Consider the following 20982-nt stretch of genomic DNA (forward strand, 5'->3'; position numbering starts at 1 on the left):
TTTCTGACGAAGGAAGAATCTCACCAATACAGTTTCTGAGATTCTTCACTACATTTCTGAACTGCGTTCGCAGACTTCCAGTCTGTGTTCAGAATGGCAAAAGCCAAATAATTTGACTTTTGAACCAATTTATCTCTATTTCAGGCTGAGCTGTCTCTTTGCTTCGCCTACGACAAAAGCAACGGAATTGGCGATATTAAAACTCCTGATAAGTTTTGACATAGGAATGGTCAGGTGATTATCAAAACGGTCCAGAACATCTTTACCCAGCCCTGCACTCTCCTTTCCGAAAACCAGCCAGTCCCCATCCTGGAAATCAGTTTCCAGATAGGACTTTTCAGCATGTGAGCTCATTAAAAAAACACGTGACCTATCAGGAACAACTTCAATCCATTCTTCTACATCTGCATATTCCGAAACATCAAGGTGTACCCAATAATCCAGTCCGGAACGCTTCAGGTTTTTATCATTAATTACAAATCCAAAGGGATGCACCAGGTGCAATCTGCTTTCCGTTCCCACACACAGTCTTCCGATATTCCCTGTATTATTAGGTATTTCGGGTTCTACAAGAACAATATTCAACATTTTTCTATTTCTTTATTCTTTTTTTAACAGTTACACCAGTTGGGTTTTGTATGGATTAAATTAAAGATTGGGAAGGAGTAATTTTTTAATTATTTTTTGCACATTTAGCATAAAAATCAGCCAGCACCGCTTTTTCATATCCCAAAGCAACTGCTTTATCAAGATTTTCGCAGGCTTCTTTTGGCTTGGAGGTATCGAACAGAATCATAGCCTTGCTCACATAAGACTGTGTAAATTTCGGGTCTATAGAAATAGCTTTATTGGCATCAGTCAGCGCCTCCTTGTATTTTTTCATTTTAAGATAAACATCTGCCCGCCCGTTATAAAGCAATGATTCCGGTTTTTCTGCAAGAAGCTGATTATAATCTTTTAGAGCCCCATCCAGGTCGCCATTATTTTTTTCAGATTGGCAAGCCCTGTTTTTGCAAAAATATTGTCCGGGGCAAAAGTCAGAATCTGGTTAAGATCTTTAATCGCAAGATCTTCTTTTCCCTGGCTGTCATAGATTTTGGAACGGGTAAGATATAAATCAGCTGTTTCAGGATTTACTTTGAGTCCTTTTTCTATATATTCCAATGCTTTCGCTTTGTTTCCTTTCTGGCTGTAAAGTGATGACAGATTGACGTATACAGAAACTGACAAAGGATTTGCTTTCAGGGCAGAATCATAAGATTTAAAAGCCTGAGTGGTTTTTCCAAGCCTTCTCTGTGCTGTTCCCAGATAATCGTAATATTCTGATTGAAATTTTTGGATCTGTTCTTTCTCTGCCAGTTTTAAATACTGCTCTTCAGCACACTTATAATCAGCTTTTTTAAAACATTCTTCAGCCAGTTTTTTATCCTGGGCATAAAAATTAAAAGGCAAACAGAGGGTAGCTGCTAATAATAAAGTTTTTTTCATGAAGTTATAGTTTGTTTGTTGATCACTTTTTTGGCGAGTGCACCAAATATCACTCCCAATAAAGATCCAACAAACGCCCCCACCAAAATATCTATCGGGAAATGCACTCCTAAATATATACGGCTGTAGGAAACTACCACGGCCCATACAAATATAGCATATGGAAACCATTTAAGCTTATTTTTTAATAAAATACTTAAAAAGGAAGCCAAAAAGAATGTATTGGACGCATGGGCTGAATAAAAACCATACTGTCCGCCGCATTTCACGATTCTCATGTGATGTTCCAAAGTGGGGTCATGGCAGGGTCTGAGTCTTGCCACACCATATTTGAAGACACTGGCCAGCTGGTCAGAAACCGTTGCGCCAATTGCCAGAAATATAAGAATAAAAACTAACGATCGTAGTTTATAGTTTTTGTATAAAAAATAAAGGAATATAATGTAAAGAGGCACCCAGATCCAGGTACTTGAAATCAGCATCCAGAACTGGTCAAAAGATGAATTGCCCAAATTATTAAGGTAGAGAAATACCTTCTTATCTTCCTGAATGATTTCCTCCATGGTTATCTGCTTACAGGTCCTTCGTAAGTCTCATCATCTGCCGGCTTGGGTTTTGGAGGCTCATTAGAAGCAACAGAAGAGGGTTCCGTAAGAATATCCTTCTTGATATCATTCACAGGATTGAAATCTTTGGCAGCATCCTTTACCTTTTCGATTTCACGCTTGATTTCAGAAACAAGATTATCTGTTTCCTTCATGATTTCAGTTTTGATATCTTCTACTGCTCCACGCATTTTTCTAACGCCTGCACCTAAGTCACGCGCAATCTGAGGCAGTTTATCCGGACCGAATAATACAACGATTGCAATGGCAATGAGTGCCATTTCTCCAATGCTTAATTCCATGCGGTAAAATTACGAAAGATTATTCCATTTACAGACTGTAAACTAAAAATTTAAACAAATTTTAAGATTTTATATCAGGGTTCAAGGTTTAAGGTTGATGACTTTATTTTACGAGTTACAAGTTGCGTGATTCGGGGTTTGTTTTGTTGCGGGGCTAACTTATAACCTGAAATGCTAACCTTGGACCTTGAACTTTAAGCTCCCCACCCTCTAATTCCTGCTACCTGCACCTATAAATTAACAAATATTTAATTCAAAACAATGAGAATTAAACAATAATTCTGTATATTTATAACACACAAACCAATAAATATTAATTATGAAAAAACTAGTGACTACTTTTAAAGTTTTCGCCGTATTATCGGTATTGGCTCTCAACAGCTGCCAGAATGAAAACAACGAAATGAACCAACAGGAAACAGTTCAGTCAAAGGTAACTGTTGCCGATCTGAAGAAGGAGATCACCCCTCTTGCGTCTCAGATTGTCCCGGAAGCAGTTCAGCACCAGCTGGATGAATCCGGAAAAAATCTTGAAGCCTACCTGAAAAATGATTTACAGATTACAGGAGTACATGTACTGGGTAAAATTACAACACAGCAAGGCATTGAGCTTTCCAAAAACTGACTACAGATAAAGACCAGTTTATTGCATCAGGAAACATCACGGATCCTTCTTCTGTAAAAATCGGGAAAATCAGAGACCTGTATGATGGAGAAAACCTGACAACAGCACAACAAGGATTAAATGAAGCAATGACTGAAGAAGTAAAAGCCGGAATCAATGTTATGGAAATAACATGGAACAGCAAAAGCGGGAAATTTACCACATTATGCTTTTATGGTGATTCTGGTATTATCTGGGATAACATTTTCGGAGGTCTTATTATGATGGATACCCGCGGAAATTCAGCAGCATCTGACGAAGCTTCTAAAGTTGCTTCCAAATGGTATAAACAGTGGTGGACTGCCAACTGGCTATGGGGGTCTAAAAGAGGTGAAGCCGGATATCAGATTACCATTTATTATTCCGGTTCTACAGTGTCCAATGCAGATGTAAGTGATTGGGGTTATATCAGCTTAGGAAAAGCGAAAAGTGAGAGTAAAATTACAAAAAGGACAGGTGCTTACGGGCAATGCCGTTATGCATTGGGACTTTGTACTCCTACAGGTTCTTTAAGCTTTAATTCCACTAATTTTTCTGTATCATTCTCCGGATTGGGCAGCAATATAGTAAGTAACGGGACAAAATCCCTTTATCCATAATCCTCATAAAAATCTGATTAACAAGACCGGGAAGCTTTTTACAAGCTTCCCGGTTTTTTATAGGTTATATTTTCTGATACTACCATATTCTGGCTTTTGATTTCAGGGCTTCTATTGCATTTTCCTTTAATCCGAAAGTATTAATCAGTATTTCATACAACTGGATATCATTTTCTATCGTTACAGACTCTTTTGCACCAACATCAGACCTGATATTCAGGACGTGATCCGTATAGGTATAGCGGGCATTCTCATCTACTTTTGAGAGGATCAGCTTATTCTTAAAATGAGAATCCGGATGTGTAGACAGGTACCAATTCGAAATCTCAAGATCAATAGGTTCTACTTGCTCAGGAATGAAACGGTACACCGGAAGCCATTGCTCTTTCCAAAGCCAAAGAGTATATGTATTTTCTCTATGGGAAACTTTAAATATTCCGTTGGGTGTCTGCTGCTGGTCTTCTTCATTTAAAAGTATGGGCGAAGTAAGTGTAGCAGTTCCAAATCCGCAGTCTACAACATACTTTTTATCTTCAAAATCAACAATAAGCAGCAAATGAGTCTGTGCAGCAACGCTGTCTTCCTGCCTTCCCCATACTACTCTTCCCAGCTGAAGCTTTACTTTAAATCCTAAATATTTTAAAACTCCACTTAAAAGCAGGTTTTGTTCATAACAGTATCCTCCTCTTGATTCAACAACCAGTTTTTAAAGATATCATCTGCATTCAAAGAAGGTACTTTTCCTGTATAAGGGTCTATATTTTCAAACGGGATGTGTTTGGGATGAAGCTGATGAATTTTCTTCAATGTTTCCATGCTCATTTCCGGAGTTCCGGAGAAATGAATCCGTTCGAGATACTTTTCAAAGTCTGATGCCTTCATAATTTTGTTTTTCCTGTTTCAAAACTGAGTAAAACTGCTTCAGTAAAGTTATCAAATAGATTGACCCAAAGCTATAAATATGTTCAGAATAGAACAGATCTATTATTTCTGAAAGTCTTTTTCAGAGGTTACATCAACCAAATCCTTTCTTTTTTCTGAAAAGCAGAATAAGTAATCACAACGCTGAGAGCCATTAAAATAAATGCCAGGAAAAACGGTGCTCCTGAAAACTTGAATGGTGCTTCGTCATGGGTAAAAAAGTAAAACAAATTCGTCATCATCGGAGGTCCGATAATGGATGTAGCGCTCATTAAACTCGTTAATGCTCCCTGAAGTTCACCTTGCTCGTTGGAAGGAACACTTTTCGTGATTACAGACTGTAAAGCCGGTCCGCAGATTCCTCCCAGACAATACGGAATCAGAAATACAAACATCATCCAGCCTTCTGATGCAAAGGCAAACAACAGCATTCCCACTGCGTAGAAAGCCAAACCGTAATAGATACTTTTCTGCTCTCCAAGCCTTGGAGTTGTCCATCTGATAAGACCACCCTGTACAAGTCCTACCAATAAACCTACTACTCCTAACGAAATCCCCACCATTCTTTCTGTCCAGCTGAACTTATACATGGTAAAGAAACTCCAGTTGCTCTGTACTGCATGCCCTGCAATGTAAATTAAGATCAATGAAACGATCAGTCCGGAAATTTCAGGATGTTTCCCTAAAAATTTAAATGAACCTATAGGATTCGCACGTTTCCAGTCGAATTCTCTTCTTTTATCTTTATCCAGACTTTCAGGAAGAATAAAATATCCGTACAGGAAATTAAGCAGACACAAGCCTGCTGCGGCATAGAAAGGAACTCTGGCACCGTAATGCCCGAGAACCCCACCGAGAACAGGTCCTATGATAAAACCTAATCCAAAAGCGGCTCCTATCAGTCCGAAATTTTTAGCCCGGTCTTCATCCGTAGAGATATCTGCAATGTAAGCACTTGCGGTGGTTACGCTTGCACCGGTAATTCCGGCAATAATTCTTCCCATAAACAGCCACCAGATTGTGGGTGCCAATGCAAGGAAAATATAATCTACAGCAAATCCGAAAAGGGAAATCAGGATAATGGGTCTTCGCCCGTATTTATCACTCAGGTTACCAACTAACGGTGAAAATATAAATTGTGTAAATGCATAGGCAAACCCAAGCCAGCCGCCATATTTTGCGGCTTCACTGATATCTGCATGAATGAGTTCTTCAATTAATTTAGGAACAACAGGAATGATGATTCCCCATCCCGTAATATCAATCAGTAAAGTAATAAATATGAAGCCTATAGCTGCTTTTTTCTTTGAATTTTCCATGATGGTGCAAAATTAATGAAATCTGAAAAATAATGATTCTAAATTAAGAGCTGCTCACATAAATACTAAAAAATCAAATGCTTAAAATAATGACAAATAATGCATTACATATAAAAAAGCTTTGTTTTTTTCATATTTCTTTATGTTAAAAAGAAAAAGGCCGTCTCTTTCGAAACGGCCTTTACTAATTTATTGTAGTTTGTATTACTTTGAAACAAGTTCTTCTTTTGCAGAAGTGGATCTGCCGTGTACCTCTTCTTCTTTTCCTGTTTTAAGGAAGTCATAAGCAATTGCAGATGCAACAAAGATGGATGAATAAGTACCGAAACCGATACCGATTAACATCGCAAACATGAATCCTCTCAGGTTATCACCACCGAAAATGAAGATCGCAAGGATAACCAGAATCGTAGTGAATGAGGTGTTGAATGTTCTACCCAATGTACTTGAAATAGAGTCATCAAACAGACCTGCCAATGTTAACGATTTTTTCTCTCAGGTATTCTCTGATTCTGTCGAAGATAATTACCGTATCGTTAATGGAGTAACCCAATACTGTAAGGATTGCAGCAATGAAATCCTGGTTGATCTCCATGTTGAAAGGCATATACTTGTGAAGCAAGGAATATGCTCCTAAGATAATTACCGCATCGTGGAACAGAGCAGCAACGGCTCCAAGGGAGAACTGCCACTTTCTGAATCTTACAAGGATATAAATGAAGATCATTGCCAGAGCAGCTAATACCGCATAGATACCGTGAGTCTGGATATCATCAGCCACTGAAGGTCCCACTTTCTCAGAAGAAATAATTCCTGCATGGTCTTTATCAGCAGATTTGAACTCTTTCAATGTTGTTCCTGCCGGCAACTGTGATTTTAATCCTTCAAATAATTTTTGCTCGATAATCTGGTCAGCTTTTAAAGATTCATCCTCGATAAGGTAATCCGTAGAGATCTTTAATTGTTTGTTGTTTCCAAAAGTTTTAGCTTCTACAGAAGAGTTTTTACCATCTTCAGTTTTGAATAATGCTACTAATTTTTCTTCAACATCTTCAGCTTTTATATCTTTATCAAATCTTACCACATAGTTTCTACCCCCGGTAAAGTCGATACCGTATTTGAAACCGTGTGTTGCAATTGAAATGATACAGATAACTGTAAGAACAGCTGAAACGATGTAAGCATATTTTCTCTTTCCGATGAAATCGATCCAGGTGTTTCTGAACAGGTTCTTCGTAGCCGGAGTCCAAACAGAAAGCCCTTTTCCTTTATTTAATCTTGAGAAGATCATTACTCTTGAAAGCAGTACAGACGTAAATAATGTCATTAAAATACCGATCATCAATGTCAAGGCGAACCCTTTGATAGGTCCTGTTCCGAAGAAGAACAATACAACCGCCGTAAGGAAAGTCGTAGTGTGACCGTCAATAATCGCGTTCAATGCATGTTTGAAACCATCTTTGTAAGCTTCAAGAATACTTTTCCCGGCAAATAATTCTTCTTTTGTTCTTTCATAAATGATAACGTTCGTATCTACTGCAACTGCCATCGTAAGAACGATACCTGCGATACCTGGAAGCGTAAGCGTAAAGTCTCCCGAATCCATAATACCGAAAATATAGAATAAGTTGATCACCATTGCAATTACCGCATATACACCAGCTCCACCGTAGTAGAAAATGATATAAACAATGATAATAGCAAAAGCGATGATGAACGACATTAAACCAGAGTCAATAGCCTCCTGTCCTAAAGACGGACCTACAACTGTAGCCTGAACTACTTTTGCACCTGCAGGCAATTTACCGGCACCCAACACATCTACAAGTTCCTTAGCTTCTTCCTGAGAGAAGTTACCGGAGATCTGTGTTCTACCGTTAGGAATAGCGCCAACAACGTTCGGAGCGGTGTATACTCTGTTATCAAGAGTTACTGCAACCGGTTTTCCAACGTTTTTCTCTGTTAATGTTTTCCACTCTTTTGCTCCTTTGGAATCCATCTGCATGTCTACTACTATTCTGCTTAGCTCATCATAACCGATGCTTGCAGTTTCAACAGCACCGTCTACCGGAGCTTTTTGATTGATGTTACCTCTGATCGCATACAATACCAGGCTTTCAGTATCAGTAGCTTCAGGTTTGTAACCCCACATGAACTGTGTATATTTGATGTTAGCCGGACGTAAAGACTGGGCTACTTTGCTGTTTAAGATTTTGTTTACAACTGCAGTATCAGATAATTTTACATTGGCAACACCATTGGTTCTTAATTTGTCAAGCTGTAAAAGGCTCATGAAGTTCACATTCTTTGCAACTCCCATAGAATCTCCTTTTGCAGCAACCATAGTTGTTAAGGTCTGGAAATAAGGCGCAATTTCAGGAACCTGCTGTACTTCCCAGAACTGAAGTTTTGCAGAAGTCTGAAGCATTTTTTTCACTTTATCAATATCCTTCATACCAGGCATTTCCACAGAAATTCTAGCTGTTCCAGGTACTCTCTGAACGTTTGGCTGGATGGCTCCAAGCTTGTCAATTCTCGTTCTGATTACCTCAAAAGCTGTTCCTACAGATGCATCGATCTTTCTTTTAACAATGCTTTTTACCTGATCATCAGGAGTGTTATACTTCACCTCAGTAAGGGTTGTATTTCCGAAAATTTCCGGATCTGCCAGCTTAAGGTTTGTACCTTTAGCTTTGTTTACTACATCGAACTGCTCGAAGAAGTTGTCGATGTAAGGTTTTGTAGAATTCTTCTGTGCTTCATCAGTTTTGTTTAAAGCCTCGATAAGAACAGGATTTGTAGAATAATTCGTTAAATCATTCACCAGATCTCTTTGGTTGATCTCCAAAAGAACGTTGATCCCCCTTTCAGGTCAAGACCAAGTTTCATTTCCTTGTCTTTGGCTTTAGTGTAATAAAGTTTTGTGAATCCTAAATTCAAAGTATCCTTAGAAAGTCTTGCGATTTCTTTCTGATACTTCTCCGGATTGTCTCCTGCAATAGCAGTCGCCTGCTTTTCAATTTTGCTGGCGTACCATGTTGGTAATAGCTCGTTTAAGCAAATCAACCCTAGTACAATAGCGACAATTGTAATAAGTCCTTTTCCTTGCATTTTGTTATAACTACGTTAAATTAAGTCGGCAAATATAATGATTTTCTTGTATTTTATGAATTTTTAACAACAGAAATGGTTTATTTTCAGATATATTGGTATTGTGATTTCTATTTAAGATTTAACAATTTTTTCGTGCTATCATAACGAAGTCTTCAAAATATATTGGTATAAAATTTTCATTCTATTTTTCAACACACTAACTATCAAAATATTATGAAAAAATTACTTTTTTGCATCAGTATTTTTTCTTCCTTAATTGTTAATTCTCAAAGCATTAATTTGGAAGAATTTGTCACGGGGCTTACCAGTCCTGTAGAGATTACGAATGCCAATGACAGCCGTCTTTTTGTTGTACAACAAAACGGAATCATTAAAATTATTCAACCCAGCGGGACAATTAACTCCACTAATTTTCTGGATATAAGTTCAAAAATTATTTTTGGCGGCGAAAGAGGTCTTCTTGGTCTTGCATTTCATCCACAATACTCTGCCAACGGGTATTTTTTTGTGTATTATAACAATACGGCCGGAAATGTCACTGTCGCAAGATACAGCGTAAGTTCAACAAACCCGGATGTAGCTGATCCCGCTTCTGAAAAGATCCTTCTGAGTATTCCTAAACCTTTCGACAATCATAATGGAGGAAGTATTCATTTCGCTCCTGACGGAAAACTGTGGATCATTACCGGAGACGGAGGAAGCGGCGGTGACCCGAATAATAATGCTCAAAACAAAAATTCACTGCTCGGAAAAATGCTGAGAATAGATGTAGATGCTACCGGCCCGTACAATATTCCGCCCGACAATCCTTTTGCAGGAGCCGGAGTGGATGGTGCAGACGAGATATGGGCTTACGGACTTAGAAATGCGTGGAAATTTTCTTTTGATCTTACAACAGGAAATGCCATGATTGCAGATGTTGGACAGGGAGCGATAGAGGAAATCAACAAAATGCCCATTTCCCAAGGTGGATTAAACTACGGCTGGCGATGTTATGAAGGAAATAATACCTATAATACAGTAGGATGTGCTGCACAGTCTACCATGACCTTCCCGGTTGCCGTCTATGATCATTCCGGAGGAAAATGTTCTATCACCGGCGGATATGTCTACAGAGGAACCCAGTATCCTTCACTACAGGGAAAATATTTCTTTGCAGACTACTGCTCTACCCAGATCGGGATTATGGATAACAATAATGCCATCACATGGACAGCTCCTTATTCCGGGAATAATTTCTCTACTTTCGGGGAAGATTATCAAAAAGGGCTGTATGTAGCAGCCGTGAACAATGGAAAGATTTTTAAAATAACCACAGGAACTTTGGGAACTCAGGAAAATAATGCTTTTGGAAATATAAAAGTTTATCCTAATCCGGCTTCAAAAGAAATTTTTATTGATGGAATTAAAGATCAAAAGACAACATTGGAAATTATCAGTGCGGAGGGAAGAAAAGTACTGGAAGCAGATCATATCTATGAGGGAAAAGCGATCAATATTTCAGGGGTACCTGCCGGAGTGTATTATATTAATCTGAAATCAGGAGAGCTGAAATCTTACAGCCAGAAATTAATTATTAAATAATAATAGTCTCTGTAAATGTAAACGAAACGTTAAACCTAAAACCAATTAAAAAGCGGTTCAGAACTGAACCGCTTTTCTTATATTGTCATGGAGAAAATCCTCGTTTCCGGTTTATTTCTCATCATTCTCAGGTCAAAAACCATGGCTACATTCCTTGTGAATGCTCTTCCGGCTTCAGTAATTTTAACTTCGGTTCCGTTGATTTCAACCAGGCCGTCATTTTCCATTTCTTTCAGCATTTCCAAAGCGTTTTCAAGCTCAGGGAAAGAGTTGTTTATATCAAAAGTGGTTTCAAGCTGGCACATCAGGTTGAGAATATGTCTTCTTACCGTAAGATCCTCATCGCTCAGAACGTGTCCTTTTACCACAGGAATTTTACCTTCTTCAACCATTTTCTGATATTCCTCAACCGTTTTTACATTCTGGGCAAACGCATACCAGGAATCTGAAATGGCAGACATACCAAGTCCCACCATCAGCTGGGTTTTGCTGGAAGTATAGCCCATGAAATTTCTGTGAAGTTTTTATGAATTAAAGACTGGTAAAGATCATCATGTTCAAGAGAAAATGATCCATTCCCACCTCAATATATCCTAAATCCTGAAGAAGCTTTTTCCCGTCTTCATACAGACGGCGTTTTTCTTCACCACTTGGAAGGTCATTTTCATCAAACCCTCGCTGTCCCACTCCTTTCACCCACGGAACGTGTGCATAAGAATAAAATGCAAGTCTGTCAGGTTTCAGCTCCATTGTTTTTCTGATGGTATGCTCCATTGCTTCCCAGTTCTGGTGTGGCAGTCCGAACACAAGATCATGGCTGATTCCTCTGTACCCGATCTCCTTGGCCCATTCTGTAACGTTTTTCACATTTTCAAAAGGCTGGATTCTGTTGATCGCTTTCTGAACTTTTGGATCATAATCCTGAACTCCGAAGCTCACTCTTCTGAAACCAAGGTCATATAAAGTCTGGAGATGTTCCTTGGTTGTATTGTTAGGATGCCCTTCAAAAGAAAATTCAGGGTGCTCTGCCATATCTACTGTAGAAAAAATTCCTTCCAGTAATGTTCTCAAATTCTCAGGAGAGAAAAACGTGGGAGTACCTCCTCCAAGGTGCAGTTCTTTCAGTTTTGGTCTTTCACTGAAAAGATCAAGGTACAATTTCCACTCTTTTAGAACACTTTCAAGGTAAGGAACTTCGACACTATGCTGTTTGGTAATACGTTTATGACATGCACAGAACGTACATAGTGCCTCACAGAAAGGCAAATGGATATAAATAGAAATTCCCTCCCCTGCATTGCTTTCATCAAAAGACCTGATTACGGTTTCTTTCCATCTTTCCGGTGAAAATGTTGATTCATCCCAGTAAGGAACAGTAGGATAAGAAGTGTAACGCGGTCCGGGAATATTATACTTATCTATTAAAGAGTTCATTGAAAATTAAAATTTTATAGAGTATGAAATTTAACATAATTAAATTTCATCCTACAAAATTAACCATTAGTTATGAATTTTAACCTATGAATTATATTAGGTTCTATTTTATAATGAGTCTAAATACGTATGATCAGGCTTTTGGCTAATAGTGATATATTCTATTCATAATATTTAAAATTTTAATTTCATTACCGCAATTTTATTATTTCCTGCAAGAACAACATTATTGCCATCAATCCATTGGCAGACAAAGAATCCTTTTTCATCAGAAATTTTCTTCCATGTTTTTCCAAAATCTGAAGAATAACTGACATGCTTATCTCCTACTGCAATAATTTCTTTTCCTTTTGATCCCGGTTTAATTTTCACACAAGTCGTATATCCTGCATTCTGCCCTGAGGCCTGAATCTGCCAGGTTTCACCACCATTGTCAGTCGTTGCGATATTATTGATATTGGCATCCTGTTTGGTATAATCTCCTCCAACAGCAATCCCAAACTTATCTTCATAAAAATCGATAGAATACATTCCTTGCGAAGATTCTCCCTGTACAAATGGAGTATTGAAAATTTCAAACTTTTCATTTTTCAGATTCATTCTTACCATTCTGGAAGCTTTCCCTCCGGTTGCAATCCAAAGATATTTTTTAGATGATGAAATATTGGTATTGCTGGCGGCAAAAGCAGCTTCACCATCATTTAATGTTACATTATTTTTAAACATGCTCCATTTCCCATCCTTATATACAGCCAGCTTCAACAGCCGGTCTTTATCTGCATCACTGAAGGTATAGGCAAGTTTATCATTCACAAAATGCAAAGCATCATAAAAAGCCGTTTTTGCTGTATCTTTAAAGACAACCTGTGAGGTCAGAGTTTTTTTATCAATCGCAAAAAACCTTCCCGGACTTTCAATATTGATGGCATAAAAAGAAGTTGTATTCTGACCTAATGTTCTGAACTGAAGCTTTTCTTCAGAAAGTTTTATCTGCTTCTGATTTTTATAATCTTTAAGATCTACAAACCCGAATTTGGAATCCGTACCGCTATACCATACTTTATTATCGTATAACTCAAGGGCTCTGATACTTATTTTATCATTAAGAATAGTTTCGAGGCTTTCCACCTGCTGGGAAAATACTGTAAGTCCTGCAGACAGAAATAAAATGGTGAAAATCTTTTTCATATTATAGTATTGGGATAAAAAAACCGCCGAAGCGGTTTATATTATAATTATTAATCCTGGTTCTGATATTTTTCAGGGTTGTTAAGTTTACCATGTGATTTTCCATAAAGGAAATATACCAGGCCTCCCAGCACCAGCCATACAGCTGAAAGTTCCAATGCATGGGCACTCAGGTTAAAAATAAGGTATAAGTTGATAATTACTCCCAAAGCTACTACAATTTTATAAGCAGGAACTTTGAAAGGTCTGATCAGATTGGGTTCTTTTTTCTCATTACCCAAACCGCGATACAAACCAATGTAAATGCAAACAGGGTCCCGAAGCTTGTCATATCTGCCAATGTTGAAATCGGGGTAAATGCAGCAATAAATGCCACTACAAGTCCTAACAGAATAATTCCTTTATATGGAGTCTTGGTTTTTGGGTGAAGCTGGCCGAAGAATTGAGGAATCAACCCGTCTTTTGCCATACCGATAAAAATTCTGGATTGTCCCATCATCATTACCATTACTACGGAAATTAATCCTACAGTAGCAGCAATCGTTACGATATTACTTGCCCAGTGTTTTCCTGCAATTTCAAAAGCATAGGCTACAGGAGCTTTAATAGCATCCGGATATTTACCTTCAGGGTTGAAGTCTGTATAATGCATCATTCCTGTTAACACAAGAGATACACAGATATATAAAGCTGTACAGATCAATAATGAAGCAATGATGGCAAAAGGCACATCTTTTTTAGGATTAATAGCTTCTCCCGCCTGTGTGGAAACAGCATCAAAACCAATATAGGCAAAGAAAATAGCTGCAGCTCCGGAAATAATCCCTTTAATACCATATGCGGAGACCAAATCCCCTTCAGAGTTTTTGATTTTTACAGGATCCGGGATAAAAGGTTTCCAGTTCTTCACTCCGTCTACAGCGTTATAAAGGTCCGTATTAGAGAAAATAATATATACTCCGGCGATAATTACAAAGATAACGGCTGAAGTTTTCATTAAAACGATCAGGTTATTAGCTCCCGCCGCTTCTTTAGTTCCTTTTACCAATAATGCGGTAATTAAAAGTACAAGAATGAATGCAGGCAGGTTCATTGAAAAACCATCTCCGGTATAACTTGCAGGATCTGAAGTCAGATAGGCAGGGAGATGAATATTAAATATTTTCAAAAATTTGTTAAAATATCCGGACCAGCTCACGGAAACTGCCATACTTGCCATGGCATACTCGAGGATGAGACACCACCCCATGGCCCATGCAAAAATTTCCCCTACGGTTCCGTATGCATAGGCATAAGCTGAACCTTCTACAGGAATAATGGATGCAAACTCTGCATAGCATAATGCAGCAAAAACGCAGGCGATCCCTGCTATGATAAAGGAAATTGCAAGTGCTGGCCCTGCATGATAATAGGCTCCCGTTCCGGTAAGAACAAAGATTCCACCACCGATGATAGCACCCACTCCAATTGCTGTTAAACTCCATTTTCCAAGGACTTTTTTCAGCTCACTTTTCTTCATATCTGCCTCATAGGCACTTAGTGGCTTTTTAACCCAAATTTTCGACATGTTTTTTTATTTATTAAGGATTTACGAAAATATAAAAAATTTATAAACTCTCACGTTAATCGTTAAAATTTCATCATTTATTTTACATTAAAAACTTTAAAAACCTGACCAGCACCTTATTCATAGTATTTCTTTAAGTGTTAAATTTTTCTTTATTTTTGATAACATGAATTTATATGATCTTTTCCTAAAGCCTTATGAGAGCTATGATACTTTACAGATTATGCTGGAAGCTTCAGGAGCTGTTTTAGGAACCCTTAGTGTTTATTTTTCGATTAAAAAAAATATCTGGGTGTATCCTACCGGCATTATTTCTACGCTGATCTATGTTTATATCCTTTTCAACTTCGGCTTGCTGGGAGACTGCCTGATCAATGTGTATTATACCATAATGAGTATCTACGGATGGATTTTATGGGCTAAAAATTCCGAAGATCATATTCATGTGGATGTTACCTGGGCCACCAGAAAAGAATGGTTCTATGCCAGTGTCCTTTTTATATTGAGCCTGGCACTTGTTACTCTTATTTATTATTATAAGCCTTATATTGATAATCAATTTTCTATGGAAGGAACCAGTCTCGGATTATACCATCTGGACTGGGCAAACTGGATGGATGTTTTCACCACTTCAATATTTTTAGTAGGAATGTGGTTTATGGCCAAACAGCGCATTGAAAGCTGGATTTTCTGGATTATCGGAGATCTTATTTGCATCCCTATGATGATTTTTAAGGGACTTGGAATCACTTCGGTTCAATATTTGGTATTTACTATAATGGCGATCTCAGGATACGTCAATTGGAAAAAAGTTTTAAAGAAAAAAGTACAATAAAGTCATGAAAAATTTATTTAAAATAGCAGTCAGTATTTTTGCTATTGCCAGTTTAACATCTTGTTTAGCATATACCGACGGATACGGTAGCAACAATGGAGGTTATTATGGAGATCCTTATTATAACAACGGATATTACTATGCTCCTGCAGGATATTACGGAAGCGGTGGATATTGGGGCAACGACGGCTATTATTACAGAAACAACGTTAATTATTACTATGATAACGGCATCCCTTATTATTATGACAATTATAATAATTCCAGAAGAAAAGTCTATGTAGAAAGAAGATCTTCTTCTTCAAGACCTCAGAACGGATTCCAGAATACCCGTACAACAAATAGTAACGGTTCATACAATAATAACAGCGGAGGATTCAATAATAACAGAAACTCCAACAACAGCGGATTCAGAAACCAGAACAATCAGGGAAACCAGAACAACAGCGGTTTCAGAAACTCCAACAGTAATGGGGGATTCAGAAACCAAAACAGTGGTAATCAGAACAACCAGAATAACAGCGGATTCAGGAACCAGAATAGCGGCGGATTCAGAAATTCTGAAAGCAGCAGCAGGTCAGAATCTTCCGGCGGCGGATTCAGAAACAGCTCAGGCAGCCAAAGCAGCAGTTCCAGCAGACAGCAGAGCGGCGGAGGCGGCTTTAGATAAAACGATTATAAATAAGAAAACGAACAACTAACACTGTTCGTTTTTCATTTTAAATATGTTAATTTTGCTTCTTCATTTAACAAAAAAATATGGAATTTTATAAATATCAGGGAACAGGGAATGATTTTGTAATGGTAGACAACCGTGATCTGCAATTTACTAAAGATAAAGGTATTATTGAAAAACTATGTGACAGACGTTTCGGAATAGGTGCTGATGGCCTTATTCTGCTGGAAAACGATCCCAGTTATGATTTCAAAATGGTGTATTATAATTCTGACGGAGGAGAAAGTACCATGTGCGGGAACGGAGGAAGATGTCTGGTAGCTTTTGCTTTTTTCCTGGACATCTTTGAAGATAAATGCAAATTCATTGCGACGGACGGCGAACATGAAGCTGAGATCCATAACGGAATCATTAAATTAAAAATGATTAATGTAGACGCGGTATCCCATGACGGAAATGACTTCGTTCTGAATACCGGTTCACCTCATTATGTAAAGTATGTTGACAATCTGAAGGATTATCCTGTGTATGACGAGGGATATGGTATCAGAAATTCTGAAACTTATAAAGAAAAAGGAATCAATGTGAACTTTGTAGAAAAAATTTCAGATAATGAAATTTTTGTAAGAACCTATGAACGAGGTGTTGAGGACGAAACTTACAGTTGTGGAACAGGAGTTACAGCTTCTGCTTTAACTTTTCTGCAAAAACATAATCTAACCTCTGTAAAAGTTAAAACCTTAGGCGGAAATCTTAAGGTATATGCTGAAAAAAGCGGTGACTCATTCCGGAATATCTGGCTTGAAGGCCCTGCTAAGCAGGTTTTTAGAGGTAAAACAGATCTTCTTTAAAAACAAAAAACTTTTAATCAACATTAATAGGAATGAAAAAAGCTATTCTCATTATCATTCTGCTGGTTTTTGTAGTGGCAGGATTTTTTGGTTTGAGATTTTATAATAAATATTTAGGAAATAACGTAGAAAAAGAAGGTTATGTGTTGATTCCTCACAGGGCAGGTTTTAAGCAGATCCTCGATTCTATTGCTCCTTATATTAAAGACAGAGAATCTTTTGAAGCAGTGGCTAAAGAAAAAGGTCTTGAGGCTAATTTCAAAGCAGGACGTTATCATATCCAAAGTGGAACAGGAAACAAAAACCTTGTCAACATGATCAAAGCAGGAAACCAGACAGCAAATTCTTACAGGATTGGTGACTTTGGGGATATGTATCAGATGATTGGTAAGGTTACCAAAAAAACGGAAATAGATTCTTTGCATTTTGTAACTGATCTGGATGCTGTTGCGCAGGAGAAAGGATACAAAAATGCTGAAGATTTAAAAAATATTTTTTTATTGATACCTATAATTTTTTCTGGACGGTAAGTCCGAGAGAATTTTTGCCAAGTTCGAAGATCAGTATAATGATTTCTGGACGGCTGAAAGAAAAAATAAAGAACAGCAGTCCGGCCTCACAAGAGATCAGATTTATGCCCTGGCTTCTATTGTCTATAAGGAATCAGGAGGAAAAAAGATGAAATGAAAACGATTGCCGGATTATATTTAAACCGTTACAGAAAAGGAATGAAACTTCAGTCTGATCCTACGGTAATTTATGCAATCAATAAACAGACTAATTTTAAAGAACCTATAAAAAGGGTATTATATAAGCATTTATCTACACCATCACCTTATAACACCTATGCCAATGCAGGGATTCCTCCGGGGCCAATCTGTGTAGTGGATAAAAACTCAATAGATGCTGTTTTAAATGCTGAAAACAACAATTATATATTTATGTGTGCTGATCCTTCAAGGCCCGGATATCATAAATTTACGGCAAGTGCTGAGGAGCATGCTGTAAATGCAAAGGCTTATCAGGACTGGCTCAACTCAAAAAATATAAAATAGGCTAAATAGCACCAAGAAACTTATACAGTTAGAAAAACAATAAATAACCATAATGTTTTGATGATCAGCTTGGTATGGAGACTCAAAACATTAAGGGTTATCCTTTATGATCTTATACAAAAAAATAACCTATGAAGAATAAGACAGAAATTGTCAATATTTTCACCAGAAAAACTTTAGGACTTACGTTAGTACTTTCAGCGGCAGCATTGGCTTTTGCACAGGAGAAGGCTGGAGTTTCAGGAATCATTGTCAACAAAAAAATCAACCGGTTCCTTACGCTTCTGTAACTTTCAGCAATAAGACCAATAAAACTTTAAGTGATGCTGTGCTGACTGATGAAAAAGGACAGTATCAGCTGCAACTTGTGCCCGGAGATTATGAAATTACAGTAGAAGCTATTGATTACAAAAAAAGTGTAGTCAGCAAAAATATTGCAGCAGCAGGTAATATCGGGGCTTTGTCTATTGAGGCAGAACCTACCTCTACTGTTGACGGCAAAACAAAAGAAATACAAGGCGTTGTTATTACTGCTTCAGCAGCAAAACCTTATAAAGTAGAGCTTGATAAAAAAACATATGACCCTTCACAGGATATCGTGAGTAAAGGAGGAAACCTTCAGGATGTTTTAACCAATGTTCCTTCAGTTTCCGTAGATACGGACGGAACGGTATCTATGAGAGGAAGCACCAATGTAAAGTTCCTGATCAACGGAAAGCCTTCTGCCCTTCTTGGGATTGACGATGGGGCAAATGCATTGCAAAGTATTCCTGCCGACCAGATCGAAAGAATTGAGGTTATTACCAATCCTTCTTCTAAATTTGAAGCGAGCGGAACATCCGGTATTCTGAATATCATCCTTAAAAAGAACAAAAAGGTTGGTTTTAATGGTAGTGTGGTAGGATCTCTGGGCTATTTTCCAAGAACGTCTCTTAACACGAACCTGAGCTGGAGAAAGAATAACTGGACCTGGTTCGTAAACGGTGGCGGCGGTTACACAGAAAATAAAACCAAGAACAACTCGGAGACGACCTATCATAACCTGACATTCCCTAAGATTCTTCCTAATACGCAGCCTAATGATGTTCTGATACATCAGCTGCAAAACTCCGCCAATAAAACATATAACAAAAATTATAATGTAAGTGCGGGGTTTGTATACGATTTATCGGATAAAACTTCAATCAATTTTACGGGATTGGTGAGAACATTTGAAGGAGACGGAAATGAGCTTCTGCAGACGTATGACAGTTTCCACAGATTTTTCAAAGATCCTTCAGATCCGAACGGAATTGCGGGAACATGGCAATTATTAAATCCATATGGACAAAGAGAATCTAAAACGATATTTAATAATCTTGCTTTTCAGGGAGATGTAGGTGTGGATCACAAATTTGATGACAACGGTCAGAATTTATCCGTATCATTAAGTTTACAGAGAAACAGAAGCAATAATAATGCAGATATCCTTGAAACCAATGACCTGCTTCCGAATATACAGGATATTACCAGAAGACATTCGGTAAGTAAAACGATTATCGGTAAAGCTGATTATGAACTGCCAATAGGAGAACAATCCAGGCTTGAAGCGGGATATAGATTGGATGTTAATGATAATACTTACGATAATTTTGTGAGCAGTACTTCCAACAACCCTTTTATTCCAAGCTACAATAATAATACAGATTATAAGGAAGTCTTCAATGCTTTCTATCTTCAGTTTAAGAGTAAAATCGGAGAAAAGTTTGCTTACCAGCTGGGTTTAAGAGATGAGCTGTCTAATGTCAGCATCAATTACATCAATCAAAATCCTAATGATAAGCCATTAGATCAAACCAAAAACTATAATAACTTATTTCCGAGTGTATTCTTAAGCTATGATGTATCCAAAAACAATCAGATTTTACTTAATTATTCCCGAAGAATAGACAGACCAAGATCATTCTTCATGGTTCCTTTCCCGAATTACAGCAACAGCCAGAATATTTTTGAAGGAAACATAGAACTGAATCCATCATATGTAGATTCATTTGAAGTGGGATATAATATCACAAGAAAAAAGTTTACGGTTAATCCTACCCTATACTACAGACATGCAACTGATGATACCAAAATGCTGGTCTACAGACCTGATGAAAGCCTGGGAGTATTCTACACAAAACCTATCAACTTAGGAACTGATGACCGCTACGGTTTGGATCTGAACTTTACTTATGATCCTTTTGCATGGCTGAAGATAATGGGAAGTCTGGACATGTTCGGGTATAAAACCAGCGGAATCGCTTATTATGATGCCATTGATAAAAATAAGCTGCAGCAGACACGCAGTATGGATTTCACAGGAAATGGCTTTTCTACCAGAGCCCGTCTTAATACGACATTTAAACTTGACAAAACACTAAGTGTACAATTACAGGGGTTCTATAGAGGAGCACAGAAAACTGCCAGCCAGAATACAGAGGATATGTATGCTCTGAATCTTGGTGCTTCCAAAACGATCTGGAAAGGAGACGGAACAATTTCCTTCAATATCCAGGATATATTCAATACAAGAAGCAGAGAGGTATTCAGTTTTAATGATGATTATACGCGAAGAAACTATATGCAGTGGCAGCCAAGACAGTTTGCTGTTTCCTTAACTTACAGATTTAAGCAGGGAGAAAAAATTGAACAGCCCAAAAAGAAAAAGGATATCAATTCCAACGCAGCGGGTGACGACCAGCAAGGCGGCCCGATGTAATATAACCAAAATAAAATCCCGAAAATTATTTTTCGGGATT

Annotated in this window: 13 protein-coding genes and 6 pseudogenes; 8 read left to right on the forward strand and 11 right to left on the reverse strand. The window is 37.8% G+C overall.

Features of this window, described 5'->3' with window-relative positions; translation table 11 throughout:
- Positions 1-135: 135 nt before the first annotated feature.
- From OWR28_RS03315 to OWR28_RS03335, 5 genes are all read right to left on the reverse strand, one after another.
- Positions 136-588 carry a tRNA (cytidine(34)-2'-O)-methyltransferase gene (locus tag OWR28_RS03315; RefSeq protein WP_332385489.1) on the reverse strand — a complete coding sequence of 151 codons (453 nt, stop codon included), beginning with the start codon at positions 586-588 and terminating at the stop codon, positions 136-138.
- 85 nt (positions 589-673) lie between these two features.
- Complete coding sequence (locus tag OWR28_RS03320) at positions 674-883, reverse strand: hypothetical protein (RefSeq protein WP_332385490.1); 210 nt, start codon at positions 881-883, stop codon at positions 674-676.
- Positions 884-957: 74 nt separating this feature from the next.
- Entirely contained in the window at positions 958-1488 is a 531-nt protein-coding gene (locus OWR28_RS03325; RefSeq protein ID WP_332385491.1) for a tetratricopeptide repeat protein, read from the reverse strand.
- Entirely contained in the window at positions 1485-2051 is a 567-nt protein-coding gene (locus tag OWR28_RS03330; protein ID WP_332385493.1) for a phosphatase PAP2 family protein, read from the reverse strand. Before OWR28_RS03330 ends, OWR28_RS03325 begins: the two co-directional genes overlap by 4 nt.
- 2 nt (positions 2052-2053) lie before the next feature.
- Complete coding sequence (locus OWR28_RS03335) at positions 2054-2395, reverse strand: twin-arginine translocase TatA/TatE family subunit (protein WP_332385494.1); 342 nt, start codon at positions 2393-2395, stop codon at positions 2054-2056.
- A 319-nt stretch (positions 2396-2714) separates the two neighbouring features.
- On the opposite strand from OWR28_RS03335, the gene OWR28_RS03340 reads away from it, so the two are divergent.
- Together OWR28_RS03340 and OWR28_RS03345 are read left to right on the forward strand one after the other, a co-directional pair.
- A complete protein-coding gene (locus OWR28_RS03340) occupies positions 2715-3020 on the forward strand; it encodes a hypothetical protein (RefSeq protein ID WP_332385496.1) in 306 nt (101 codons plus the stop codon).
- Between the two features lie 128 nt (positions 3021-3148).
- A complete protein-coding gene (locus OWR28_RS03345; protein WP_332385497.1) occupies positions 3149-3658 on the forward strand; it encodes a hypothetical protein in 510 nt (169 codons plus the stop codon).
- 79 nt (positions 3659-3737) lie between these two features.
- Here the strand turns inward: OWR28_RS03345 and OWR28_RS03350 are convergent.
- The 3 genes and pseudogenes from OWR28_RS03350 to secD all read right to left on the reverse strand — a co-directional run bounded on the left by OWR28_RS03350 (position 3738) and on the right by secD (position 9009).
- Positions 3738-4540, reverse strand: a pseudogene (locus tag OWR28_RS03350) (arylamine N-acetyltransferase family protein).
- Positions 4541-4668: 128 nt separating this feature from the next.
- Positions 4669-5898 carry a TCR/Tet family MFS transporter gene (locus OWR28_RS03360; protein ID WP_332385499.1) on the reverse strand — a complete coding sequence of 410 codons (1230 nt, stop codon included), beginning with the start codon at positions 5896-5898 and terminating at the stop codon, positions 4669-4671.
- 204 nt (positions 5899-6102) lie between these two features.
- Positions 6103-9009: pseudogene (gene secD, locus OWR28_RS03365) on the reverse strand (protein translocase subunit SecD).
- Between the two features lie 216 nt (positions 9010-9225).
- Between secD and OWR28_RS03370 the strand changes: the two are divergent.
- Positions 9226-10596: a PQQ-dependent sugar dehydrogenase gene (locus OWR28_RS03370; protein ID WP_332385500.1), complete on the forward strand. Its 1371-nt coding sequence runs from the start codon at positions 9226-9228 to the stop codon at positions 10594-10596.
- A gap of 77 nt (positions 10597-10673) precedes the next feature.
- Here OWR28_RS03370 and hemN read toward each other — a convergent pair.
- From hemN to OWR28_RS03385, 3 genes and pseudogenes are all read right to left on the reverse strand, one after another.
- Positions 10674-12030, reverse strand: a pseudogene (gene hemN / locus OWR28_RS03375) (oxygen-independent coproporphyrinogen III oxidase).
- 174 nt (positions 12031-12204) lie between these two features.
- Entirely contained in the window at positions 12205-13218 is a 1014-nt protein-coding gene (locus OWR28_RS03380; RefSeq protein WP_332385501.1) for a glycosyl hydrolase, read from the reverse strand.
- A gap of 50 nt (positions 13219-13268) precedes the next feature.
- Positions 13269-14785: pseudogene (locus OWR28_RS03385) on the reverse strand (amino acid permease).
- Between the two features lie 166 nt (positions 14786-14951).
- Here OWR28_RS03385 and pnuC point away from each other — a divergent pair.
- From pnuC to OWR28_RS03410, 5 genes and pseudogenes are all read left to right on the forward strand, one after another.
- Entirely contained in the window at positions 14952-15620 is a 669-nt protein-coding gene (gene pnuC, locus OWR28_RS03390; RefSeq protein ID WP_332385502.1) for a nicotinamide riboside transporter PnuC, read from the forward strand.
- A gap of 4 nt (positions 15621-15624) precedes the next feature.
- Entirely contained in the window at positions 15625-16290 is a 666-nt protein-coding gene (locus OWR28_RS03395; RefSeq protein WP_332385503.1) for a hypothetical protein, read from the forward strand.
- 89 nt (positions 16291-16379) lie between these two features.
- Positions 16380-17147, forward strand: coding sequence for a diaminopimelate epimerase (dapF, locus tag OWR28_RS03400; protein WP_332385504.1), 768 nt, complete (start codon positions 16380-16382; stop codon positions 17145-17147).
- A 32-nt stretch (positions 17148-17179) separates the two neighbouring features.
- Positions 17180-18202: pseudogene (gene mltG / locus OWR28_RS03405) on the forward strand (endolytic transglycosylase MltG).
- Between the two features lie 131 nt (positions 18203-18333).
- Positions 18334-20942, forward strand: a pseudogene (locus tag OWR28_RS03410) (TonB-dependent receptor domain-containing protein).
- Positions 20943-20982: the final 40 nt, after the last annotated feature.

This window comes from Chryseobacterium sp. 1B4 (assembly GCF_036631475.1).
In the GTDB taxonomy this organism is placed as follows: domain Bacteria; phylum Bacteroidota; class Bacteroidia; order Flavobacteriales; family Weeksellaceae; genus Chryseobacterium.